This window comes from Candidatus Fonsibacter ubiquis, assembly GCF_002688585.1.
In the GTDB taxonomy this organism is placed as follows: domain Bacteria; phylum Pseudomonadota; class Alphaproteobacteria; order Pelagibacterales; family Pelagibacteraceae; genus Fontibacterium; species Fontibacterium commune.
Map to the genome: position 1 here is coordinate 849,359 of NZ_CP024034.1, position 25,235 is coordinate 874,593.

The following is a 25,235-nucleotide window of genomic DNA, read 5'->3' on the forward strand; positions in this document are numbered from 1 at the left end:
GCGACAATTTATCTAAAAATGCATTCAAATTTAAATGAATTTTTTTCAAAGGAAAATTCAATTTCAAGAAAGTCAGCAGAAACAATAGTTAATAATACTCTTTTTAAGTGTGATGATGGTGAATTGTTTCTAGAATCTACTGTTTCGGAGTCATTATTATTAGATGATGGAAAAATCAAAAATACTAGTTATGATTCTAGCAAAGGTTATGGCTTAAGGTCAGTTAATAATGATGTCACTACTTACTCCCACTCAAATGAATTAACGGAGGAGTCTCTAAAACAATCTGCAAAAATAATTATAGATGCGAATAAAAATTATTCTGGAAAAATAAATTTAGGACCAAAAAAAAATAATAAATATCTTTATACCGATGTTAATCCAATTGAAGCAAAAAATTTTTCAGAAAAAATAGAGTTATTAAATAAAATTGATAAGTATTTAAGAAATAAAAGTCCATATGTTAAACAAGTTTCAAGTTCAATATTTTCTGAATATCAACAAATAGAAATTATTAGACCTGATAATCAAAGTTACTCTGATAAAAGACCTTTGGTTAGATTTAATGTTTCAGTGGTTGCTGAAAAAAACGGAAGAAAAGAAACTGGAAGTTATGGAACGGGCGGTAGAAAAATATTAGACGAATATATTACTGAATTAAATTGGAAAAAAGTTTGTGACATTGCATTAAAACAAGCATTGATTAACCTTGAAAGTATTGCTGCCCCTGCTGGAGAAATGAAGGTAGTTTTGGGACCTGGCTGGCCTGGAATACTTCTTCATGAGGCAATCGGACATGGCCTAGAAGGAGATTTTAACAGAAAAAAAACTTCTGCATTTTCAAATTTGATGGGACAAAAAATAGCTGATGAGCAAGTAACAGTGGTGGATGATGGAACGATTGAAAATAGAAGAGGATCAATTACTATTGATGATGAAGGTACTCCAGCTAATAAAACTGTTCTAATTGAGAAAGGAATATTAAAAAATTATATACAAGACAGATTGAACGCAAGATTGATGAATGTCCAACCCACAGGCAATGGTAGAAGAGAAAGTTTTGAGCACATGCCAATGCCTCGTATGACTAATACATATATGCTTTCAGGAAAATATCACCCCGATGAAATAATTAAATCAGTAGATAATGGAATTTATGCAGTTGCTTTTGGCGGTGGGCAAGTAGATATCACAAATGGCAAATTTGTTTTCTCTTGCACTGAAGCTTACGAAATTAAGAATGGAAAAATTCAAAGACCATTAAAAGGTGCAACACTCATTGGCAATGGCCCCGATGTTCTAACAAAGGTTAAAATGGTCGGCAATGATATGGAATTAGATGCTGGAGTTGGAACTTGTGGAAAAAATGGACAGTGGGTACCGGTTGGTGTCGGTCAGCCAACAATTTTAATTGACGGCATTACTGTAGGCGGAACTCAAAATTAATTAATCTCAGAGTTTAACAAAGTAAGACCTACAACGGCAGCGGTTTCTGACCTTAAAATATTCTGTCCTAATGAGAAAGGAATGCAATTTTTCATACTATTTAATATTTCTCTTTCTTTTAATGAGAAATCACCCTCTGGACCTATTAATAAATAAAACTCATGACTTTTATTATTTTTAACTTCTTCGCTTATTTTTTTATTTGATGAATTAGTATCTGCAAAAAAAATTATAGAATTCTTGTTAATAAATTTAAGTTTTTTTTCTAGTTTCTGAACTTCATAAATATTTGGCAAATACAACTGATTGGACTGTTCACAAGACTCCTTTATGATTTTTTTTGCCCGTTTAATATTTAAATTTTTTACAACAGATTTTTCTGAAATTATAGGTATAAAACTATTAACTCCTATTTCAGTGCATTTTTGAATTAAATAATCTAGTTTTGAACTTTTAATTAATGAAAATATTAAAGATATTTTACTTGGTTTATTTATATTTTCAATTTTTGAAATTAATTTTACTTTTACATTTTTTTTATCAAAACTAATAATTTCTGCTTTAAATTCTCCGTCCTTAGAATTAAATATAAAAAGATTATCCCCTTCCCCAAGTCGCATTACATTTATCAAATAATGGGCATCCTCCCTTTCTAAAATTAAATTTGAGTCTAGATCTAATTTTTTATCTAAATAAATTCTTACTTTTAAAGACATAACTGTTATTGTAACTAAATTATCTAATTTTTACAAAATGTACCAATTTTTTAGCCTACTAAGACTTAATAAACCAATTGGAATTTTTTTATTATTCTGGCCGTGCGCATGGAGTTTAACGATGGCTCAATGGTTTGTTGTTAACAATTATCTATTTATTAAATACCTAATTCTTTTTTTTATTGGATCTATAATTATGAGAAGTGCTGGCTGCGTCTATAATGATATAGTTGATAAAAAAATAGATTTTAGAGTTCAAAGAACAAAAAAACGTTTAATAGCTTCGGGAAAAATATCAGTTACAACTGCTTGGTTAAGTATTTCATTTCTTATTATACCTGCGTTAATAATATTATTTCAGTTCAATAACTTTTCGAAAATATTAGGCCTATCTTCTGGTTTGCTAATTATCACTTATCCTTTTATGAAAAGAATAACATTTTGGCCTCAATTATTTCTTGGGTTTACTTTTAATTGGGGTGTATTACTTGGTTGGTCAGTATTTTTTGAAAATATAACTTTAGAAACTATAATCCTTTACATGACAGGAGTTTTTTGGACTTTAGGATATGACACGATTTATGCATTACAAGACAAAGTCGACGATTTGAAAATAAAAGTTAAATCTACAGCAATCAAATTTAGACATGATATAAAAAATTTTTTATTTTTTTGTTATATTTCATCAATAACTCTTCTTGTTGCCTTAGGATTTTTGACAGGAAGATCTTTTATATATTTCATATTAATTGCATTTGCTGCATTACATTTAGCATTTCAAGTTATAATAATTCAAAAAATAAAATCTAATAATAAAGATAAAATTCAAAAAGTTTTTAATAGTAATAATTCATTTGGACTTTTAATATTTTTAATTTTTTTTTTAGAAATCTATTATGGTTAAAGATGATTTTTTCTTAAATAATCTTGGTGAATATTGTATTGACGAATTAAAGAAAATTGGGTCAACAAGTTCAGAAGTTATTGTAGCTCATTCAATCTCTGATGATATGCTGCAAAGAAATGGAAAGATTGAAGAAGTTACAAGATCTGAAGATATTAGCATCGGCTTAACTGCATATATAGGTAAAAAAAAATCCTCTACCTCGATTTCTAATTTAACAAAAAATAATATTAAACAGGCTATTGTTAGATGTTATGAAATGGCAAAAAATACTCCTGAAGACAAATATTGCGGTTTACCAGAAAGCTGTAATACTGAAAAAAATCAAGTTGATTTAAATTTATTTGATAATTCAACAATCTCTTTTGAAACTAAAAAAGATTATATTTCTCAATGCGAAGCAGAAGCATTGGCTCAAAAAAAAATAGTTAATTCCAATGGAGTATCTTTTACCGAGGCAAAATCAAATTTTGTATTGAAAAATTCAAATGGCTTTTCTAATGGGCAAAAATCATCGATCTTTAGTATTTCATGCGATGTTGTTGCTAAAGAAAAGGAAAGCATGGAAAGAGACTATGAATATTCATCAAAAAGATTTTTTTGTGATTTAATGAAACCGAGATTAATTGGAAAAATAGCAGCTGAAAGAGCGGCTGCTAGGTTAAGTCCAAAAAAAATAGACTCATTTAACGGTCCTGCAGTGTTTGAACCAAGAGTAGCATCAAGCTTTTTATCTCATTTAATATCGTCTATTTCTGGACACAATTTAGCTAGAAAAGTGAGTTTTATTAATGGAGATATTGGAGAAATTTTGTTTAAAGAAAATATTAATGTTATTGACGATCCCTTAATAAAAAAAGGACTAGGATCAAGAAACTTTGACTCCGAAGGTGTGATTTGTGAAAAATTAGAACTTATTAAAAAAGGTAGACTAAACGAAATTATTTTAGACTGCTATTCCAGTAGAATGTTAAATAAAAAGTCTAACGGAAGATGTGGTGGTACTACAAATTGTTATTTCGAAAATGGAAAGTTAACAAAAAAAGATTTAATAAAAGATATTCAAAAAGGAGTTTATATTACAGAATTATTTGGCTCAGGATTTAACAGTGTAACCGGAGATTTTAGCAAAGGAGGTTCCGGTTTCTTAATTGAAAATGGAGAAATAACTTATCCAATTAGCGAAATAACAGTTGCTGGGAATATTAAAAATATGTTCAGAGAAATTGAACTTGCTAATGACTTAGAGTTTAGATCCCGAATAAATTCTCCAACAATTAGAATTAATAATATAAGTATAGCAGGCAAGTAAATGAATAAACTAGATTTAGTAAAAAGAATTTTTAAAACGCAAGTCAAAAGATATATTCCAGAATTAAGTCTAACTTTTTTATTTATTATTCTAACTTCACTTACTACAGCAGCAACTGCATGGCTACTTGATCCTGCCATTAAAGAAATTTTCGAAAATAAAAATACGAAAATGCTTTATATTATTCCAATAGCAATCATACTTACTTTTATTATTAAAGCTTTTGCAGTTTATGGAACAAGAATTGTAACTATAAAAGTTGGAATAAAAATAATTAAAAATATTCAAACTTTAATGGCTAAAAAATTTTTATTATCAGATATTTCGCATATTACAAAAAAACATTCTGGTAAATATTTATCACATTTTACTAATGACACTGGAATCCTTTTTGGTGTTTTAACAGGAGTAGTTGTTACTTTATTTAAAGAAAGTTTTACACTTATCGCCTTGCTTGGGCTAATGTTTTATCATGACTGGCAGTTAAGTCTGCTTGCAATAATAATGATTCCTATAGCAGCTATTTCCTCAAAAAATCTTGGGAAAAAAATGGGAAAAAAAGTTAATATAAGTTTAGAGGCTTCGGATAAATTTTTGAAATTCTTAAGTGAAATAATTAAAGGCTCCTGGTTAATAAAAATATATCAAAAAGAGGAAGAAGAACTAAAAAGAATTAGTATGATTATTGATGAACGTTTTAAAGCTATAAGAAAAGTTGAACAAACTAGACTTGGGGCTGGACCCATTATGGAAGTAATCTCTGCAATAGCAATTGCTGTGGTTGTTTTTTTTGCAGGATACAGAAGTATGCAAGGGGCGATAACACTTGGTGAATTTGTATCCTTTCTTGCAGCTTTGATGCTGGCATATCAGCCAGTGAGAGCACTTGCTGGTATAAATATTGGAATACAAGAAGGAATTTCTGCTGCAAAAAGAATTTATGAATTAATAGATCAAAAAAATGAAATTTATCACGATGAAAATGCTCCATCTTTAAAATTAATTAACGCAAGCATAGAGTTTAAAAATATTAGTTTTACTTACCCAGACGGAACTCAAGCTTTAAAAAATCTTTCTGCAAAAATAGAAGGCGGAACTAAAGTTGGTCTTGTTGGCGTTAGTGGCTCTGGAAAAACTACATTTTTAAACTTAATACCCAGGTTTTTTCACTTAAAAAACGGTTCAATATTTATTGATAACCAGAACATTAATGACATTAACTTAAATTCTCTTAGAAAAGAAATATCTCTAGTTAGTCAAGATGTAATACTTTTTGATGACACTATTAAGGCAAATATTTTATATGGAAATGCACTAGCCTCAAATGAAGAAATCATAAAAGCATGTAAGTTTGCGGCTGCACAAGATTTTGTTGAAAAACTTCCAAATAAATATGAAACTATAATTGGAGAAAATGGTATTAAATTATCTGGTGGCCAAAAACAAAGATTATCTATTGCAAGAGCTATATTAAAAAATTCTTCTATAATATTATTAGATGAGGCTACGTCATCTTTAGATTCTGAGTCTGAATCAGTTATTCAAAAAGCCATAGAAAACTTAACTAAAAATAAAACAACTATTATTATTGCGCATAGATTATCTACGGTAATGAATTGTGATAAAATTTTAGTTTTTGAAAACGGGAAAATTATTGAGGAGGGTAAACATGAGTTTTTAGTAAATAATTCATTAACTTACAAAAAATTATATGAAAAACAAATTATAAATTAATGAGAGTTATTTATTATTTTGTAACATTATTGTTACACTATTTAATACGACCCTATCTCTACATTAGAATTCTTAAAAAAAAAGAATGCTCAATTCGATTTAAAGAAAAATTAGGAATAACAAATGCACAAAGATTTGAAGGATATCTAATATGGTTTCATTGTGCGAGTATAGGGGAATTAAAAAGTATATTTCCGATTATTGATTACTACATAAAAAAAAATAAAATTTTGGTTACCACTTCTACTCTAAGTTCTAGTGAAATTTTCTATAAAAAATATAACGATAATGAAAATATTATTCATCAATTTTCACCAATTGATAGCCCACAAATAGTACAAAAATTTTTTAAAAAATGGCAACCGAATATTATTTTTTTTACAGACTCAGAATTGTGGCCAAATCAAATTTTTTACGCAAAAAACAATAATATACCAATAATTTTACTTAATGGGAGGATTTCTAAAAAATCATTTGCTAAGTGGAAATTATTTAAGAAAACTATGCATGAAATATTGAAATGTTTTAAATTAATTTTATGCCATAGCAATTTAAGTAAGGATCATTTTAATTATTTTGAAGCTAATCATGCAGAAGTTATTGGAAATCTTAAATTCATAGTCTCTAAAAATCCTAATTTAAAAAATATAGACAATTATAATCTACAAAATAGAATAAAATTTATTGCTTTGAGCACCCATAATACCGAGGAGGAGTTGTGTGTAAAAACTCATCTTTCTTTAAAAAAAAAATATCCAAATTTATTAACTATAATTATTCCAAGACATATTAATAGAATTATAGAAATAGAAAAAATGGTAAAAAGCTATAATTTAAATTTCTTAACAGAAAATTCTTTATCTAATATTAAAAATGAAACAGATATTTTAATTGTTAGTTCATATGGAAACACAGAAAATTTTTTAAAACTATCAAAATTTATTTTTATTGGTGGTTCTTTAATTAATCACGGTGGGCAAAATCCAATAGAAGTTGCTTATAATAATTCTTTTATCTTTCATGGTCCCTATATACATAATTTTACTGAGATGTATAATTTTTTACGTAATGAAAATATTGCTTTTGAAGTGAAATCTGAAAAAGAACTAATTGAGCAATTAGAAAAAAAAATTAAGACACCTCAAAATATTAATATCAATGAAAGAATAGTTAAAATTGGTAACGAAATTCTATTATCTACAATTAAAAAATTAGACCAATATATTGGTAATTAATAAAATGTATTTTATAAAACCAAAATTTTGGGATAAAAAAAGTAATACTTTTTTATCAACGTTATTATACCCATTATCAATTATCTATTATCTTGCTAATATTTTAAAAAAAAAAATATCCTTAGTAGAAAAATTTGAGATACCTATAATTTGTATTGGAAATATTTATATTGGAGGAACAGGGAAAACTTCTACCGCTATAGAGATATTTAAAATATTAAATGGATTTAAAAAAGTCTGTTTTTTAACAAAAGGATATGGAAGAAAAAGTAATGAAGATATTTATTTAAGTGAGATAAATACCCCTAATCAAAATACAGAAGATACAGGTGATGAACCATTATTATTAAACAAATTTGGGCATGTGTATATTTCAAATAACAGAGTGGCGGCGATAAAAAAAATTATTAAATTAGGATATGACGCAATTATCTTTGACGATGGATTTCAAGATCATAAAATATTTAAAAACTTAAATCTTTTATGCTTTGACTCAACAAATTGGATTGGAAATGGTAACCTGATACCCTCAGGACCATTAAGAGAACCACTAACATCAATTAAATTAGCTAATTTTATAGTTATCAAAGGTGAAAAAAATCAATTCATTGAAAAAGAAATAAAAATTATATGTCCAAATATTGAAATTATTTACACTGAAAATAAAGTTGAAAACATTGAAACTTTAAGAAATAAAAATTTTATAGCATTCACAGGAATTGGCAATCCTTATAGTTTTTTTAATACATTATTAAATAATGAAATAAAAATTTTAAAACAAATTATCTACCCAGATCATTTTCAATTTACTGAAAAAAATTACAAAAATTTGTTTGAAGAGGCAGAAAAAAGAAATTGTAATTTAATAACAACAGAAAAAGATCATGTAAGAATTAACGATAAATTTAAAAATAAAATTTACTATACTAAATTAAGTACTAAGTTAATTGGCAAAGAAATTTTAGAAAAAGAACTTAAAAAATTATTTTAATGAAAATTATTAGATATTTTTTAGAATTTACTTTAGTAATATCTTTTTTTTTAATATTCAAAATTATAGGTCTTAAACTATCCTCCAAATTAGGGGAAATAATTGGAAAATATTTTGGTCCTCTATTTAGAAAAAAAATAATAGTAAAAAAAAATATTTTAATAGCATTCCCAAATATTGATGAAAAATCAATTAATCAAATCATTGATGGTATGTGGAAAAATATAGGAAGAATATTTGGAGAATATATCCATATAAATAAATTTAGTCTTTTAGATAATGAAATGAATAAAATTGTATTTATAAATAAAAATAATTTACAAATCTTAATGAACAATAATAAACCTATAATCTTCTTTTCTGGCCATTTTGCAAATTTTGAATTAATGGCAAAATGTTTAAGAGAATTGCAGTTTAATATTGGTGCAATTTATAGACCACTTAATAATATTTTTTTAAATCCAATTATGGAGTTTATTAGAAAAAAATATATATGCCCAATTCAAATAGAAAAAGGTCCTTCTGGTACTAAAAAACTAATAAAGCATATTTCTACTAAAAATCCTCTAGCATTAATGATTGACCAAAGATTATCATCCAGTATTCGTGTACCTTTTTTTAGTCAACCAGCAACTACCACGACAACCCCTGCTCAATTATCAATCAAATATGATGCATTACTTGTTCCTGTATTTTTAAAAAGATTAAAAAATACTAATTATGAATTTTTTATTGAAGAACCTTTAGTGGTCAAAAAAACAAATGATTATGAAAAAGATATTTTTAATATCACTGAAATCATGAATAAAAAAATTGAAGAATTTATAAAAGTTGATCCTACTAGCTGGTTATGGTCCCATGACAGGTGGAAATAAAAAAATTATTTTAGAATTAACTCAGGATCAATCTTAGTGCCTAACCAATTCATTCCAAAATGCAAATGAGGTCCGGTAGCTCTGCCCGTTGATCCAACTTTTCCAATTATTTGCCCTTTTTTTATAAAATCTCCTTTTTTTACCAAAATTTCATCTAAATGAGCATAAATTGTGGAAACTCCATGCCCATGATCTAAAATTATACTATCACCTGTGAAATAAAAACCTCTCTCGGCAAGAGATACATAACCATCTGCTGGAGACTTAATCTCCGTTCCTTTAGGTACTGCGTAATCTATACCTAAATGTGGTGAACGAGGCTTGCCATTTAATATCCTTTGGCTTCCATAAATTCCTGAAATTACACCATCAACAGGCTTATTAAATCCTGAAAAAAAAAATTCAAAATCAGAATTAATTAATTGAGCATTTTTAATTAGATCATTTTCTTTTTTTATTATTTCTAAAGAGTCCTGATCGGGTGTAACCATTTTTTCATTTAGCCCATCAATTTTTTGAATTTTATATTGTCTCTTTTTAATTTTATATGTTTTTGAAATTTTTTGATTATTTTTATCAACTGACTCTATAACAATATCTCCTGTTTGGTTGTAATTTATTCCAAAAACGAAAATTCCATTTTTTGATAATTTTATTTGTTGTTTATTAATATATATAGTTTTATCAGGATGCTCCTTTCCAATAATAAGTGCTCCTTGAATAATTTCTCCATTAATTTCAAATGAATATGCTAGACTTGAATTGAATAATAAAAAAAAAATAATTAAGAAGCGCATTTATTTTTTATTTAATTGTTTAAATCTTTCATTTGCTTCAAAGTAAGAAAAGTAAGCCTCTTGCAGCTCAACATTCCAGTATTTTAATTCTGATAAACTTATTTTTTTTCCTGAAACTTTACAAATTACGTAGTCTCCAGAACTAATAATTTCGAAATTTCCAGGTTTAAATTTTAATTTTGCTTCTTTCATAAAAAATTTTTTCAACCAATTTTAGCTTTAATTTTTCCATCTGATAATTCAATAATAACATCATTATTTTTGAGAGTATGATTTTTTTTATAAATAATATTATTATTTAAATCTCTAATAATTGAAAAACCTCTTTTTAGAATTTTTTTTGTATCTAAACTTTCTAATCTAGAAAAAATACTATTTAAATTTAATTGAAAATATTTAAATTTATCTTTTAGTAAATTGGTAAGTGATTTATCATAAATTTTAATTTTATCTTTCTTCTCTTTAATAAAATTTTTTAAATTATTAATATTTAATGATTTTATTAATTGGTAAACATTTTTATCTTTTTCTCTTAAAAATAAATTAAAATTAGAAATTAACTGTTTATTAAATGCAAAAATTTTCTCAATTAAAACAGTTTTTTCTGGAACAGCTTTCTCTGCAGCCGCAGTTGGAGTTGAGGCTCTATAATCTGCTACTAAATCTAGTAATGTAAAATCAGTCTCATGTCCGATCGCGGAAATAATTGGTATTTTACTTACAAATGCAGATTTAACTACATTTTCGTCATTAAACGATAATAAATCTTCAGCTCCACCGCCTCCTCTAGCTATTATAATCGTATCTACATTAATTCTTTTATTAAAAAATTCTATTCCTTTAATTATTTCTCCTGCTGATTTATTTCCCTGAACAGAAATTGGATAAATTAATAAATGAGTTGGATATCTATCTTGCACTCTGTTGATAATATCCATTATTACCGCGCCTGTTGGTGAAGTAATTATTCCAATTTTATTAGGAATAAATGAAATAGATTTTTTATTTTCTTCATTAAAATAGCCTTCAGCTTGTAATTTTTTCTTTCTTTGTTCAACTAATTTTAACAAAGCTCCTTCGCCTTGAAGCTCGATCTGATCTACTTTGATCTGATAACTTGAAATACTACTTTTTGCATATGTTGTAATCTTTCCTTCAGCAACAACCTCCATACCTTCTTCTGGAAAAACTTGCAAAAGTGGCACTGCGCTTGACCAGCATATAGCATTTAAAATAAAATTTTCGTCCTTTAGTGAAAAATACAAATGACCTTTATTTTCTTTTATTTTGGAAACTTCGCCTCTAATTCTCACTCTTTCAAAATTTTCTTCTAAAATATTTTTTGTCAAAGATGTGATTTCTGAAACAGAAAATTCTGGTATGTTTTTCATTATCAATTTATATACCTATATTATTATATGAACATAGCTGTTATAGGAAGCGGTGGCAGAGAACATTCTATTTGCTTTAAACTAAAACAATCAAAGCATATAAATAAAATTTTTTGTATTCCTGGAAATGCCGGCACAAACAAAGTTGCAGAGAATATTAATATAGATATTCTTGATTTTAAAAATATTTCTAATTTCTTAAAAAATAATAATATAAAAGTAGTATTTGTTGGGCCTGAAATACCTTTGGTTAATGGAATTAAAGACTACCTAGAAAAAAAAAGTTTTTTTGTATTTGGTCCATCTAAAGCAGCTTCAAGATTAGAAAAATCCAAATCTTTTACAAAAAAACTCTGCAAAAAATATAAAATACCTACGGCACAGTATAAATCTTTTAGTAGTATGAAAGGAGTAAGGGATTATATAAAAAATATGAATACCCCAATTGTGATTAAAGCCGATGGTTTAGCTTCTGGTAAAGGTGTTTATATTTGTAATAACAAAAATATAGCATTTAAAAAATGCAAAGAAATTAATGAAGGAAAATTTAAAAGCTCTAGAAAATTTGTAATTGAAGAGTTTTTATCTGGGGAAGAGGCAAGTTACTTTATACTGTCCGATGGAAAAAATTATAAATTTTTTGGAACTGCACAAGATCATAAAAGAATAGGCGAAGGTGATACTGGCCCTAATACGGGAGGAATGGGCGCCTACTCTCCTTCTAATATTATTACAAATAAAGTTGAAGAAAAAATAAAAAAAGAAATTATTGAACCGACTTTAAAAGGACTAAAAATATTAGGATGTCCCTTTGTCGGAATTCTTTATGCTGGCTTAATTATAAAGGACAATCAACCAAAACTTATTGAATATAATATTAGACTTGGAGATCCAGAGTGCCAAGTCTTGATGATGAGATTAAAAACTGATCTATTAAAAATTATAATTGCTTGTAAAAAAAAACAAATTAATAAATTAGCAATCAAATGGAGTAATAAAAAAGCGATAACAATTGTTGCTTCATCTAAAGGATACCCTAGTAAGCAAAGTAAAGTATCAGAAATAAAGAATACAAATAAAATCTTACTAAATAATAATCAATATTTATTTCACGCAAGCACATTTAATAAAAATAATAGGATTTTTACATCAGGCGGTAGAGTTTTAAATGCTACTGCCGTAAATAAAAATTTAAGATCAGGCCGAAACACATGCATAGACATGTTAAAAAAAATTAATTGGAAAGATAAATACTTTAGAAAAGATATTGGCTGGAGAGTTATAAATAGTTAATTACGTTTTTTCTTAAAAAAATTTTTCATTAAGTTTAGAAAAACATTTTCTTTAAAGCCATAATAAAACTTAGGCTTATGATGTAAATTTTTAGAATAAATCAATTTTGGACCATTTATAAAACCTCCTGACTTTTTATCCTCTAGACAAAAATAAACTCTCCTGATCCTAGAGATAGAAATTGCAGAGGTACACATGGGGCATGGCTCTAGGGAGCAATAAATATCAAACTTATCTAATCTTTCTAAATTTGTTAATTTCAATGCTTTTAAAATAGCGTTAATCTCAGCATGAAAAATTGGATTTTTTTTAGTGTGATTAATACATGCCGATACAACTTTTTTAGTAACAGGATCTACTATAATTGCACTAACAGGAAGTTCTCCCAAACTAAGGGCTTTTTTAGATAATTTTAAAAGTAAATCAGTATAAATGTTAATCTGATTATTGATCATGAATAATAATTACCAAAAAAAAATTAGAATAGCTAAATTTTTATCAAGTAAGGGATACGGCTCCAGGCGTGAAATAGAGAAATTAATTTTAAAAAATAAAATTATTGTAAATAAAGAAATTATTTCATCTCCTATTACTTTCGTTAATAATGACGATGAAATAGTTATAAATAATAAAAAAATTAATCTTCAAAAAAAACTAGATGTATGGAAATTTTACAAACCATTAAATTATATAACGTCGCGAAATAAACAAGACGATAGACCAATTATATATGATCTATTACCTTTTAATCTAAAAAAAATTAAAACTGTTGGCAGGTTAGATATCAATTCTGAAGGACTTTTATTGTTAACAGATGATGGTGAAATAATAAGAAATCTTGAGTTGCCTAAAAATAAATTTATCAGAAAATATAAAATTAGAGTCTATGGATACATAAACGAAAATTCACTAGATAAAATCAGTAATGGCGCAAAAATTAATAATATTCGATACGCTCCTTTTGAGTATAAATTATTAAAAAAAGGAAACGCAAATTCTTGGTTAGAATTTCAAATGCATGAAGGAAAAAATAATGAAATTAGAAATTTATGTGCTGCTATACATCTTAAAGTTAATAGACTTATTAGGATAGAATATGGACCCTTTAAACTTAAAAACTTATTACCTGGAAAAGTAGAAAAAGCAGAAGAAAAAGAAATGAGATTGTATGAGGATTATATCGGGAAAATATAAAGGAAAAAAAATACTTTTTCCAAAAAAATCAATTACTAGGCCTCTTAGAGACAGAGTTAAAGAAAATATATTTAATATATTGCAGCACTCGAATAAAATCCAATTTGAATTTAAAAATTCAATAGTCTTAGATCTTTTTTCAGGTTCTGGATCTTTTGGATTAGAATGTTTATCAAGAGATGTGAGTAAAGTAATTTTTTTTGAAAAAAACTTAGAAGCTTTTTCTATTCTAAAAAAAAATCTTAATACACTCAATATACTAAGCGAGAATGCTATTGCTATTAATGATGATGTTTCTTTAATTCTTAATAATAAATTATTGGATCAAATTAAACCAAATTTAATATTTTTAGATCCTCCTTTTGTAATAAAAAATATTAACAGCATAATAAACGACTTAAAAAAAATTATTAATAGGAAGAATATATTAGTTATTCATACAAATTCTGAAAACAATATTTATAATAAAGAACTTAATTTTATTGAAGAGAGAGTTTATGGTGTTTCTAAAATCTATTTTGCAAAATTAAACTTAACTTAATTTTAAATAAGTCTCTTTCTTAATTGCTTCTACGGCTGGTTGATTAAAGGGATTTAAATCTAAAGCTTTGCATAAAATTACTGTTTCCATCATTGAATAAACAAGTAAAGAAATGAGGTTTTGAGTAGATTTTTTTGGATCAATCAAGATTACTCGAAAAGGTATGAAATTTTTTTTAAAGACACTAATTGTTGCATTAAATTGAGCATTTATAATATTATTTAAAGAATTGCTCCTAAATTTTTGATTAAAATGATCTTTAATTGACCTATCAATTTTCTTGTTGGCTATTTTGAAAAAAGTGAAAAATTTATTTCTATTTCCATCCAAAAAAAGCTGCATAATACTGTGATGATCTTTAGGACACTCTGATATAATTGGCGTAAGATCTTTACCATTTTTACCTATACTCTCTGCTAACAATTGCTGATGCCAATAACCATAATTTAATAAATTATTAGAATAGATTAGAGATACATAGGTATCTATTTTAGACTTTTTCATCAGAGATAAAATAGTCGCTGTATTTTTAATAAGATCTTTTTTTAAATTTCCTTTTAGGACAGAATTAATTCCAAGGATAATTTTTTTATAATCAATATTAAACATTAGTAAACCTGGATCTGATAAAACTGAGTATCGACCACTAAGGTTCGTATTGTGTTCAAAGAATAGAATACTATTTTTTTTTGCAAAATTAAAAAGTGCATTATTTTTTTCTGAAATAATTATAAAATTCTTAGATAAATTTTTTTTTCTTTTCTTAAAATGACTTAAAATAATATTACAATTTGTTAAAGTCTCTAGAGTTTGTCCAGATTTAGATATAACAAAAATAGTAAACATACTTAGATCTTTTTTAATCAAATCATTAATTGCAATATTATTTAAATTATCTAAAAAATAATAATTTTTATCTAAACCAAAAAATGATGAAATCATTTTTGATCCAAGAACAGAACCCCCCATACCTATAACTAAAATTTTTTTATGTAATTTTTTTTTTAGTAAATTTTTTTTTAAAAAAAGATTTTTCTGATACTGTTCACTTAATGTATCAAAAAAAAAATTTTCTCTACTATTAAGTAAATTTTTAAATATCTTAGAACACTTTCCAAAATTTTTTCTGTAAAGCGTTGAATTACTTTTTACAAAAGTAAAAGAATCAATTTTCATCAAACTATTTTATTTTTTCAAGAATACTTTTTTCTAATGAACCAGAATCTGTTCCTTTATTAATTCCACTATCTTGTTTATCTTTGCCTAAATTTTTATTAAAAATTTCTTTTAAATTATCTTTTTCATCTTTTTGATTATTTTGGTTTACTGAATCCGGTGGAAGTAAATCAAAATTGGGTGGCATAGTTAAAGGGTTTCTTTTCTCTATCAAAAACTCATTAGGAACATCTTTTTTCATCCCTAATCCTTTTTGAACATTTTCACATGATGATAATAAAAATAATAAAACTAATAAACTTATAATTTTTTTCATGTTTTTTTTATTTTAAAAAGATCAATAATTATTAATCCAATAATTCCAATTGTGATAAAAATATCAGCAATATTAAAGGTAAACCAGTGAAAACTCTTATAATGAAGATCTATAAAATCTGGGACAGAATTATAATAAAATCTATCAAATAAATTGCCGAGCGAACCTCCTAAAATTATAGAAATAAAAATAGACTCTAAGTAATTCGATGTAGTTATCATCCAATATATTAAAATTAAATTAATAGCAGCTATTATGATGGAGACAGTTGAATAAAAAATATTAGGTTCTATTTGTAAAAGTCCAAAACCAATTCCGCTGTTCCAAACTAAAGAAAGGTTTAAAAAAGAGTTAATATAAATTTCAGATAATGAATTATTTAAAAAACTTTTTAAAATTAAAATTTTTGAAACTCTGTCTATTAAAAAAAAAATAATTATAATTACAAATAAATATATTTTTTTTTTATTTATCATTTTAATTTTTTAAACCACAAACATCTCTGCTGCATGTTTTTTCCAAAATCTTCCAACAACGAGGACATTTTTGTCCTTTAGCTTTTACTATTTTCACAGCAACACCCTCAATATCTTTTAAGGAGAATAGATTGCTTTGATTAATTAGAGGCTCTGCTTTTGCTTCTGAGCAGATAAAGATTTCACTAAGATCTTCTTCTTTTATAAGATTTAAATATTCTTCTTTTAAATAAACAATAACATTTGCTTCTAAGCTAGACCCAATAATTTTCGTACTTCTAATATCTTCGATAGCTGCATTAACAACTTGCTTTACTTTCTTAATGCCAATCCACTTATTTTTGACTTCAGAGTTATTCCAAGTCGAAGGTATAATTGGAAAATCTTGTAAATGAATACTCTTGTAATTTTTATTTTGAATTACTTGATAGGCCTCTTCTGATGTAAAGGCTAAAATTGGTGAAAACCATTTTAATAAAAAATTAGTAAGAACATTTAATACTTCTAAGCATTTATTTCTTCTTAGACTATTTTCACTATCACAATAAAGGATATCTTTTTTTATATCAAAATAAAAAGCAGAAAGATCTAAAGTGCAAAAATTTAAAAGTTCTACATATATTTTGTGAAAATTATATGAGTTAATATAATCTCGAAATCTTAAATCAAGCTCATATACCTGTAATAAAATATATTTCTCCAAGGATGATAAATTTAAATAATCTATCTTTGTAAAATCATCATTTAATAATTTGTCATTTAAATTTCCTAATAAAAATCGAAGAGTATTTCTAATTCTTCTATAAGACTCAGCGTGTTGATTTAGAATTGCCTTATCAATCTTCAAATCTTCAGAATAATCAGAAGCCACAACCCACAATCTAAGTATATCTGCTCCAAAATTTTTAATTACTTCTTCTGGCATAACCACATTTCCTAGGGATTTTGACATTTTTTGTCCTTTACCATCTACAACAAATCCATGGCATAAAATGTTTTGAAATGGCGCAGTTCCTTTTGTTCCGCAAGACTCAAGCAAAGAAGAATGAAACCAACCCCTATGCTGATCCGATCCTTCTAAATAAAGATTTGCTGGCCAAGTAAGCTCTGGTCGCTTATCTAAAACATAACTATGAGTAGAGCCGCTATCGAACCAAACTTCCACAATATCTCTAACTTGTTCGTAATCTTTAGCATTATAATCCTTACCTAAGAAATCCTGAGGTTTTCTTATAAACCAAGAGTCACTTCCTTCTTCTTCAAAAATTTTTGCAATACCCTCTAAAACTTTTTCATCGGCTAGAGGTTTTCCTGTTTTTTTTGATATAAATATTGGTAAAGGCACGCCCCAAACTCTTTGACGAGAAACACACCAGTCAGGTCTCGTTTCTATCATTGATCTCAATCTATTTTGACCAACGGCTGGATAGAATTTCGTATTTCCAATTGCTGTTAATGATTTTTGTCTTAATTTATTTGTTTCCATAGATATAAACCATTGAGGTGTAGCTCTATGAACCAGAGGCGCTTTGGATCTCCATGAATGCGGATAACTATGCTTTAATTTGCCTTTACCTAATAAACTATTTGAATTCGTCAACTCATTAATAATTATATCGTCTGCTTTAAAAATGTGGGTACCAGCAAATTTAATAATATTTTTTGTATAATGACCTTTGTCATCTATTGTATCAAAAGCTTGTATATTGTTATTTAAACATAAATAATAATCATCTGGTCCATGGCTAGGTGCACAATGAACAATTCCTGTTCCCTGCTCCAAATTAACAAAATTACCATCAAGCATAGGAACATCAAAGGTATAACCAATTTCTTTAAAGGGATGGTTGCAAATAATATTTTTTAGTTCCGATCCTGAAAAACTTTCAACAATTTCAAAATTTGTAATTTTACAATCTACTAAAACTTTATCTACTAATTTTTCTGCAATAATGATTTTTTCATTATTATTTATTTTAATAATAGAATAATTAATTTTATTATTGAAGGCTAAGGCTCTATTACATGGAATAGTCCATGGAGTTGTTGTCCAAATAACAACACTGGAGTTCATGAACTTTTCTGGACCAGACTTAATTAAAAATTTTGTATAAATAGTATTAGAAGTGTGGTCATAATATTCAACCTCAGCATCAGCTAAGGCTGTAGTTTCAACAACCGACCATAGAACTGGTTTAAATCCTCTATATAACCCACCATTTATTATGAATTTACTTATCTCTCTAGCTATTTGAGCTTCTGACGACTTGCTCATAGTCGTATAATGGTTTTTCCAATCTCCATTTACTCCTAATCTATTAAATTCCTTTTTTTGAATTTCGATCCAACTTGCTGCAAATTGTCGGCATTCTTCTCTAAATTCGTTTACTGGAATAGTATCTTTATTTTTTCCTTTCTTTTTATATTCTTCCTCCACTTTCCATTCTATTGGCAACCCATGACAATCCCATCCTGGCACATATGGAGCATCTTTGCCCATCATTTGGTTAAACCTTACAACGATGTCTTTTAAAATTTTATTTAATGCCGTACCTATATGAATATGCCCGTTTGCATAAGGAGGTCCATCGTGTAAAATAAATTTATCTCTACCTTTGCTTTTAGATCTTAATTCTTGATAAAGATTAATCTCTTCCCAAAATTTAATTATTTCTGGCTCCTTTGCAGGCAAATTAGCTTTCATGGGAAAAGAAGTTGAGGGAAGATTTATTTTAATTTCTGACATTATTTTTTGTTTAAACTAATTTTGGCAACTTTAATATCTTTCTTAATCTGTCTTGCTAGCATTGTACTATTTTTAAATTTTTTCTCTTTTCTAATAAAATCAATGAACAATACTTTGATATTTTTGTTATAAAAATTATAGTTTTTTCCAAAAAAATTGACTTCTAAAACAGGACGAGATTTTCCAAATGTTGGCCTTACACCAAAATTAGCAATACCTTTATAGGTCTTTTTATTAAAAATAATTTTGACAGAGTATACTCCAAATAAAGGCTTGATTTGATTTAAAATTTTAATATTTGCTGTAGGAAAACCTATTTTTCTTCCAAATTTTTTACCTTTTATAACTCTACCAGAAATTGACCATGGTCTCCCCATAATTTTATTAACTAAATTAACTTTACCAGTTTGAATTAGATTTCTAATTTTTGATGAAGAAATTTTATAATTATTAAATTTTTTAAAATTAATTACAAAAATTTTAATATTATTATTTTTTGCTAATTTTTTTAAAAAAGAGACATTACCTTTTCGTTTAAAACCAAATCTAAAATCTTTACCAATAAAAATACTATGTGCTTTTAATTTCTTAAAAAGAATTTTGTTAACAAAATCTTCGTGACTTATTTTAGAAAAATTACGATTGAAAATTTGCTTAATGAAAAAATCTGCTCCAAATTTTTTTACAATATCTACTTTTTCTCTAATATTTAAAATTTTATTATCAGTCCCATTGAAAAAGTCTTTAGGCAAAGGGTCAAAAGTAAATACACCAAATTTTTTTCTGAGTTTTCGTGAAAAAATGTAGGCCTTATTCAAAAGTTCTTGATGACCTAAGTGAACTCCGTCAAAATTTCCTATTGCAATAACAGCGTTAAGAAATTTTTTGTTTATAAGATTAGTATTGTTATAAATTCTCATTTACCAAATTAATTCATTTTGAAAATAATTAATCTTAAAATATTTATTTTTTTCAATTACAAAATTAGCTAAGCTAATATTTTTTTTACTCCATTCAGGTTTATGAATGCCTCCTGCTATAAATAAATTTTTAACATTAAAATTATTTGCACCAGAAATATCAGTATTTAAATTATCTCCAATAATAAGAACTTTGCTTTTATGTATTTTTTTTTTGCTATTTTTTTTTAAAATTCTAAAAACATATTCATAGATATTTCTATAGGGCTTTCCAAAATACTCCACATTACCACCCATTTTTTCATATAACTTTGCAATTGAGCCTGCGCAATATTCAGCTCGATCACCTCTATGAACAATTAAATCAGGATTTGCACATATTATTTTTAAATTTCTTTTTTTTATTTTCTTTAAAATTGAGAAATATTTATTCAGATTGTCGTTGTTATTATTTACTCCTGTACAAATAACAAAGTTTGCATTTTTTAATGATGTCTTTTTTAACGTAAGATTAAAAAATAAGCTGTTGTCTCTATCTGGTCCTAAATGATAAAAATTTTCATTCTTACTAAAATTTTTAAGATAATAACGCGTCAAATCTCCTGAAGTGATTAAAAAATGATAAAAATTCTTATTAAAATTTATTTGATTCAAAAATTTTTGGACACTTGAACTGGGTCTTGGAGCATTCGAAATTAAAATAATTTTCTTAGTTTTTTTTAAATTTTTTAATACTTTTAGGGCATCCGAGTAACATTCGATACCGTTATGAATTACCCCCCAAAGATCCACAAAAAAAATATCAAATTTTGTATAAATCTTACTTAGCCCGCTTAAAAAAACAGGATTATTCATAAGTTTAGAATTATTGTGTAGAACTTATTGTCTTCTTTAGTTTTTCTACGATTAAATCTATTTCCTGTTTTTGAATAATTAAAGGTGGAGATAAAGCAATAATATCTCCAGTTACTCTTACAAATAATTTTTGATCTCTAAAAGCTTCACAAAGAACATTGTAAGCTCTTCGAGAAGGTTTGTCTGAAATAGACTCTAACTCGACTGCTCCTATTAATCCGAGATTTCTTATATCAATTATGTGTTTAGTTCCTTTTAATGAATGCAAAGCATCTTCCCAGTATGTTGCAATTTCAGCAACTCTATTTAATAAATTATCTTTTTGATAAACAGCTAGAGAGGCAATTGCTGCTGCACACGCCAAAGGATGGGCTGAATATGTGTAGCCATGAAAAAAATCAATAATCTTTGGGTCTCCGTTCATAAAAGTTTTATAAATTTTATCAGAAACAAAAGTTGCAGCCATCGGAACGGTTCCGCTCGTTAATCCTTTTGCTATAGCCATTAAATCAGGCTCAATATTAAAAAAATCTGCAGCGAATGGTTTTCCTAATCTTCCAAAACCAGTAATAACTTCATCAAATATTAAAAGTATTTCATTATCAGTACAAATTTTTCTTAATTTTTCTAAGTAACCAACTGGTGGTATAAGGACTCCTGTTGAACCGGCGACCGGTTCAACAATAACTGCTGCAATATTAGATGCGCCATGTTTTTCTATTTTTTGTAACAAATCATCTGCTAGATGCGCTCCCCACTTAGGTTGCCCTTTAGAATAGGAATTATGCTCAAGATTATGTGTATGCGGAAGATGATAGACATCCGGTAAAAATCTTTCAATTTGTTTTTTATTATTTACTATCCCACCAACTGATAACCCACCAAATCCTGTTCCATGATAACCTCTTTCACGTCCTATAAGAATTTTTTTTGATGGTTTTCCAATTATTCTAAAGTAAGCTAAGGCGATCTTTAAAGCTGTCTCAACTGCTTCTGATCCAGAATTACTATAAAATACATGATTTAGATTTTCTGGGGAAATAGCTGTTAATTTATTACTTAATTCAAAGGCTTTATAATGGCCCATTTGGAAAGATGGAACAAAATCTAATTCAGCTGCTTGCTCTTGAATTGCTTTAACAATTTCATCTCTATTATGTCCTGCATTGCAACACCATAAACCTGCAACTGCATCTAAAATTTTATCTCCATTTGGAGTGTAATAGTACATGCCTTTGGATTTGGATATTATCCTTGGATCTACCTTAAAATCCTGATTTGCAGTAAAGGGCATCCAAAAAGCCTCTAGGTCATTAGGCTTGTAATTAGATTTATGTTTTGGGTCTTTATTAATGAAGTTTTTGTTTAAATCCATAAGACCAGTACTTTATAAAGTATAATTTTATATCTTCTACCTAAATTAGATTAAAAAAAACAAGTAAAATATAGTCTTTTAATCATTTTGCTGTACTATGAGCCCCTTGAAATTTTATAGCACAATCATCATATAGCATCGGGTACATCAGTGTACGAAGTTAAATTTTGATTAACAACTAATTTTACGGAGAAATAAATTAATGAACTTTAGACCTTTACACGACCGTGTTCTTGTTCAGCCTTTAGATGGAGAAGAAAAAACGGCAGGCGGAATAATTATACCAGATACAGCAAAAGAAAAACCTTCTGAAGGAAAAGTGATAGCTGTTGGACCTGGAGCAAAAACTGAAGATGGAAAAATTTTACCTATGGAAGTTAAAGTTGGAGATCTTGTTCTATTTGGAAAATGGTCAGGAACTGAAGTAAAAATTGATGGCGTAGAATATAGCATCATGAAAGAGTCTGACATCATGGGCATTATGTCTAAGAAAAAATAAATAAAATATAAAAAAGGAGAAAAAAAATGGCAGGTAAAATTGTAAGATTTGATACAGATGCAAGAAATGCGATGCTAAAAGGCGTTGATATACTTGCAAATGCTGTAAAGGTAACTTTAGGACCAAAGGGAAGAAATGTCGTTATAGATAAATCATTTGGCGCTCCTAGAATAACTAAAGATGGAGTTACTGTTGCTAAAGAAATTGAGCTTGAAGATAAATTTGAAAACATGGGAGCTCAAATGGTTAAAGAAGTTGCCAGCAAAACGAATGAAGAGGCTGGTGATGGAACTACAACTGCAACCGTGCTAGCACAAGCGATAGCCAGAGAAGGCTGCAAATATGTTGCTGCTGGAATGAATCCAATGGATTTAAAAAGAGGACTCGATTTAGCGGTAGAAGCTGTAATTACAAAAATTAAAGAGAGTTCAAAAAAAGTAAAAACTAGTGAAGAAATTGCACAAGTTGGAACTATTTCCGCAAACGGTGAAAAAGAAATTGGAGACATGATTGCAAAAGCAATGCAAAAAGTTGGTAACGAAGGTGTTATCACAGTTGAAGAAGCAAAAGGTCTCTCAACAGAACTTGATGTAGTAGAAGGTATGCAATTTGATAGAGGTTATCTATCTCCATACTTTATTACTAATGCTGATAAAATGATTGCAGAATTAGAAGATCCACTAATTTTTATCACAGAAAAAAAATTAACAAATCTACAGCCAATGGTTCCATTACTAGAATCGGTTGTACAATCTAGCAGACCATTCTTAATTATTGCTGAAGATGTTGAGGGCGAAGCTCTTGCAACTCTTGTTGTGAATAAATTGAGAGGTGGTTTAAAAGTAGTAGCGGTTAAAGCTCCTGGCTTTGGTGATAGAAGAAAATCAATGCTAGAAGATATTGCTATCTTAACAGGTGGACAGGTAATATCTGACGATCTTGGAATAAAGCTTGAAAACGTTAAGTTGAAAGATCTTGGTCAGTGTAAAAAAATCAGAGTTGATAAAGATAATACAACTATCGTTGATGGTGCAGGTAAAAAATCCGATATAGAAGCAAGATGTGGTCAAATCAGAAAACAAATTGAAGAAACTACCTCTGATTATGATAAAGAAAAGTTACAAGAAAGATTAGCTAAACTTGCTGGTGGTGTTGCTATTATTAAAGTTGGTGGCGCTACTGAAGTTGAAGTTAAGGAGCGAAAAGATAGAGTAGAAGATGCGCTTAATGCTACTAGAGCAGCTGTACAAGAGGGTGTAGTTGTTGGTGGCGGATGTGCTTTACTATATGCCTCTGAAGCTCTAAATAATTTAAAGCCAAAAGGTGATGACCAAAAAGCTGGTGTTGAAATAATCAGAAAAGCTTTGCAATACCCAATCAGACAAATCACTAGCAATGCTGGGGTTGATGGTTCAGTAATTGTTGGAAAACTGTTAGAGGCAAAAAAACCTTCTCAAGGTTATGATGCTCAAACAGGTGAATATTGTGATATGTTTGCAAAAGGTATTATCGACCCAACTAAAGTTGTTAGAACCGCTCTTCAAGATGCAGCTTCAATTGCAGGACTTCTAATTACAACTGAAGCAATGATTGCTGACAAGCCTGAAGATAAGAACTCTAATTCTGGTGGCGGTGGAATGCCAGGTGGAATGGGCGGAATGGGCGGAATGGGCGGTATGGGCGGAATGGGAATGTAATTCCATTTTGTTAAATAAACTTTCTTAAAAGATTTGAAAAAACCCCGGACCGAAAATCCGGGGTTTTTTTTGATTATTTTAGAAGATTTAAAAATTTATTTTTTTTAATTTTTCTAGAAACAAAAATACAAGCAGAACTCTTTAGTATAATTCCATCATTTATAATCCTTAAATTATTAGCTTTTAAAGTTGAGCCTGTAGAAGTTATATCGGTGATCAATTCGGAAGAACCAGTGAATGGGTAGGACTCTGTTGCTCCTGAACTTGGAACAACTCTAAACTGACTTACACCCTTTGATAAAAAGAAAGACTCGGTCAAATTGGGATATTTTGTTGCAACTCGCATTCGACGTCCATATTTTTCTCTAAATTCAAAACTAACTTCTTCTAAATCGGCCATATTCTGAACGTCTAACCAATCTTTTGGTACGGCAACTACTAAATCTGCAAAACCAAAATTAAGTTTTTTAAAAATTTTTACATTTTTAGAGTAAACATCGGGTAACTCTTTTAATATATCAAGTCCTGAAATACCAATGTCTAAAGTGCCATCATTTACTCTTTCTATTATTTCTCTAGCGTGTAAAAAAATCCCGTCTAATTCATTATTATTTTTAATATTAAAAAAATAATTTCTTTCCCCAAAAGAATTTATTACCTCTAAATTTTTACTTTTTAGAAAAGCTAAAGTTTCATCTTTTAACCTTCCTTTACTTGGCAAACCAATTTTTATTTTTGACATATCT

25 protein-coding genes are annotated in these 25,235 nt (G+C 27.7%); 12 read left to right on the forward strand and 13 right to left on the reverse strand.

Translation table 11 applies throughout. The annotated features are described in order from the left end of the window. The first annotated feature begins 18 nt into the window (after nt 1-18). Nucleotides 19-1,446: a metalloprotease TldD gene (tldD, locus tag CR143_RS04635; protein ID WP_099340665.1), complete on the forward strand. Its 1,428-nt coding sequence runs from the start codon at nt 19-21 to the stop codon at nt 1,444-1,446. Here tldD and CR143_RS04640 read toward each other — a convergent pair. Next, complete coding sequence (locus CR143_RS04640; RefSeq protein ID WP_099340666.1) at nt 1,443-2,162, reverse strand: RsmE family RNA methyltransferase; 720 nt, start codon at nt 2,160-2,162, stop codon at nt 1,443-1,445. The two genes, tldD and CR143_RS04640, sit on opposite strands and share 4 nt — an antisense overlap. 37 nt (nt 2,163-2,199) lie before the next feature. Here CR143_RS04640 and ubiA point away from each other — a divergent pair, with 37 nt between their 5' ends. Genes ubiA through CR143_RS04670 form a run of 6 tightly spaced genes read left to right on the forward strand, consistent with a single transcriptional unit; the run spans nt 2,200 to nt 9,213 of the window. Continuing rightward, nucleotides 2,200-3,066: a 4-hydroxybenzoate octaprenyltransferase gene (gene ubiA, locus CR143_RS04645; RefSeq protein WP_099340667.1), complete on the forward strand. Its 867-nt coding sequence runs from the start codon at nt 2,200-2,202 to the stop codon at nt 3,064-3,066. Beyond that, nucleotides 3,059-4,378 (forward strand): TldD/PmbA family protein, encoded by a 1,320-nt coding sequence (locus CR143_RS04650; protein ID WP_099340668.1) that lies wholly within the window; start codon nt 3,059-3,061, stop codon nt 4,376-4,378. Before ubiA ends, CR143_RS04650 begins: the two co-directional genes overlap by 8 nt. Continuing rightward, on the forward strand, nt 4,379-6,112 hold the full coding sequence (locus CR143_RS04655; RefSeq protein WP_099340669.1) for an ABC transporter ATP-binding protein: 1,734 nt from the start codon (nt 4,379-4,381) through the stop codon (nt 6,110-6,112). It begins immediately after the preceding gene. Beyond that, nucleotides 6,112-7,347 carry a 3-deoxy-D-manno-octulosonic acid transferase gene (locus tag CR143_RS04660; protein WP_099340670.1) on the forward strand — a complete coding sequence of 412 codons (1,236 nt, stop codon included), beginning with the start codon at nt 6,112-6,114 and terminating at the stop codon, nt 7,345-7,347. Before CR143_RS04655 ends, CR143_RS04660 begins: the two co-directional genes overlap by 1 nt. Nucleotides 7,348-7,351: 4 nt before the next feature. After that, nucleotides 7,352-8,338: a tetraacyldisaccharide 4'-kinase gene (gene lpxK, locus CR143_RS04665; RefSeq protein ID WP_099341011.1), complete on the forward strand. Its 987-nt coding sequence runs from the start codon at nt 7,352-7,354 to the stop codon at nt 8,336-8,338. After that, the gene (locus CR143_RS04670; protein WP_099340671.1) at nt 8,338-9,213 is read left to right on the forward strand and encodes a lysophospholipid acyltransferase family protein; all 876 of its coding nucleotides are present in this window, start codon (nt 8,338-8,340) and stop codon (nt 9,211-9,213) included. The genes lpxK and CR143_RS04670 overlap by 1 nt, the downstream gene beginning before the upstream one ends. Before the next feature lie 5 nt (nt 9,214-9,218). Here the strand turns inward: CR143_RS04670 and CR143_RS04675 are convergent, their stop codons facing one another. From CR143_RS04675 to xseA, 3 genes are read right to left on the reverse strand one after another with little or no spacing between them, the layout of a single operon-like run. After that, nucleotides 9,219-10,010: a M23 family metallopeptidase gene (locus tag CR143_RS04675; protein WP_099340672.1), complete on the reverse strand. Its 792-nt coding sequence runs from the start codon at nt 10,008-10,010 to the stop codon at nt 9,219-9,221. Further along, a complete protein-coding gene (locus CR143_RS04680; RefSeq protein WP_099341012.1) occupies nt 10,011-10,202 on the reverse strand; it encodes a DUF2093 domain-containing protein in 192 nt (63 codons plus the stop codon). It abuts the gene before it with no gap. Nucleotides 10,203-10,213: 11 nt separating this feature from the next. Continuing rightward, the gene (xseA, locus tag CR143_RS04685; RefSeq protein ID WP_099340673.1) at nt 10,214-11,401 is read right to left on the reverse strand and encodes an exodeoxyribonuclease VII large subunit; all 1,188 of its coding nucleotides are present in this window, start codon (nt 11,399-11,401) and stop codon (nt 10,214-10,216) included. Between the two features lie 27 nt (nt 11,402-11,428). On the opposite strand from xseA, the gene purD reads away from it, so the two are divergent. Then, nucleotides 11,429-12,694: a phosphoribosylamine--glycine ligase gene (gene purD / locus CR143_RS04690; protein WP_099340674.1), complete on the forward strand. Its 1,266-nt coding sequence runs from the start codon at nt 11,429-11,431 to the stop codon at nt 12,692-12,694. Here the strand turns inward: purD and CR143_RS04695 are convergent. Continuing rightward, the gene (locus CR143_RS04695; protein WP_099341013.1) at nt 12,691-13,146 is read right to left on the reverse strand and encodes a nucleoside deaminase; all 456 of its coding nucleotides are present in this window, start codon (nt 13,144-13,146) and stop codon (nt 12,691-12,693) included. The genes purD and CR143_RS04695 overlap by 4 nt on opposite strands. Nucleotide 13,147: 1 nt before the next feature. Here CR143_RS04695 and CR143_RS04700 point away from each other — a divergent pair, with 1 nt between their 5' ends. Continuing rightward, nucleotides 13,148-13,888, forward strand: coding sequence for a pseudouridine synthase (locus CR143_RS04700; RefSeq protein WP_099340675.1), 741 nt, complete (start codon nt 13,148-13,150; stop codon nt 13,886-13,888). After that, nucleotides 13,863-14,429, forward strand: a complete 567-nt coding sequence (gene rsmD / locus CR143_RS04705; protein WP_099340676.1) for a 16S rRNA (guanine(966)-N(2))-methyltransferase RsmD — start codon at nt 13,863-13,865, stop codon at nt 14,427-14,429. Before CR143_RS04700 ends, rsmD begins: the two co-directional genes overlap by 26 nt. Here rsmD and CR143_RS04710 read toward each other — a convergent pair. The 7 genes from CR143_RS04710 to aptA are packed head-to-tail and all read right to left on the reverse strand — an operon-like array spanning nt 14,421 to nt 22,293. Next, on the reverse strand, nt 14,421-15,605 hold the full coding sequence (locus tag CR143_RS04710; protein ID WP_099340677.1) for a phosphoglucose isomerase-related protein: 1,185 nt from the start codon (nt 15,603-15,605) through the stop codon (nt 14,421-14,423). The two genes, rsmD and CR143_RS04710, sit on opposite strands and share 9 nt — an antisense overlap. Before the next feature lie 4 nt (nt 15,606-15,609). Next, the gene (locus tag CR143_RS04715; RefSeq protein ID WP_099340678.1) at nt 15,610-15,921 is read right to left on the reverse strand and encodes a DUF3035 domain-containing protein; all 312 of its coding nucleotides are present in this window, start codon (nt 15,919-15,921) and stop codon (nt 15,610-15,612) included. Further along, nucleotides 15,918-16,397 (reverse strand): signal peptidase II, encoded by a 480-nt coding sequence (gene lspA, locus CR143_RS04720; protein WP_099340679.1) that lies wholly within the window; start codon nt 16,395-16,397, stop codon nt 15,918-15,920. The genes CR143_RS04715 and lspA overlap by 4 nt, the downstream gene beginning before the upstream one ends. Nucleotide 16,398: 1 nt before the next feature. Beyond that, a complete protein-coding gene (ileS, locus tag CR143_RS04725; RefSeq protein WP_099340680.1) occupies nt 16,399-19,143 on the reverse strand; it encodes an isoleucine--tRNA ligase in 2,745 nt (914 codons plus the stop codon). Beyond that, nucleotides 19,143-20,063, reverse strand: coding sequence for a bifunctional riboflavin kinase/FAD synthetase (locus CR143_RS04730; RefSeq protein WP_099340681.1), 921 nt, complete (start codon nt 20,061-20,063; stop codon nt 19,143-19,145). Before CR143_RS04730 ends, ileS begins: the two co-directional genes overlap by 1 nt. Then, the gene (locus CR143_RS04735) at nt 20,064-20,918 is read right to left on the reverse strand and encodes a TIGR01459 family HAD-type hydrolase (protein WP_099340682.1); all 855 of its coding nucleotides are present in this window, start codon (nt 20,916-20,918) and stop codon (nt 20,064-20,066) included. 10 nt (nt 20,919-20,928) lie between these two features. Continuing rightward, entirely contained in the window at nt 20,929-22,293 is a 1,365-nt protein-coding gene (aptA, locus tag CR143_RS04740) for an omega-aminotransferase AptA (protein WP_099340683.1), read from the reverse strand. Between the two features lie 202 nt (nt 22,294-22,495). Between aptA and groES the strand changes: the two genes are divergently transcribed. Then, nucleotides 22,496-22,792, forward strand: coding sequence for a co-chaperone GroES (groES, locus tag CR143_RS04745; RefSeq protein ID WP_017969980.1), 297 nt, complete (start codon nt 22,496-22,498; stop codon nt 22,790-22,792). Nucleotides 22,793-22,818: 26 nt separating this feature from the next. After that, nucleotides 22,819-24,489 (forward strand): chaperonin GroEL, encoded by a 1,671-nt coding sequence (gene groL, locus CR143_RS04750; protein ID WP_099340684.1) that lies wholly within the window; start codon nt 22,819-22,821, stop codon nt 24,487-24,489. A gap of 73 nt (nt 24,490-24,562) precedes the next feature. Here the strand turns inward: groL and hisG are convergent, their stop codons facing one another. After that, nucleotides 24,563-25,231, reverse strand: a complete 669-nt coding sequence (hisG, locus tag CR143_RS04755) for an ATP phosphoribosyltransferase (protein ID WP_099340685.1) — start codon at nt 25,229-25,231, stop codon at nt 24,563-24,565. Nucleotides 25,232-25,235: the final 4 nt, after the last annotated feature.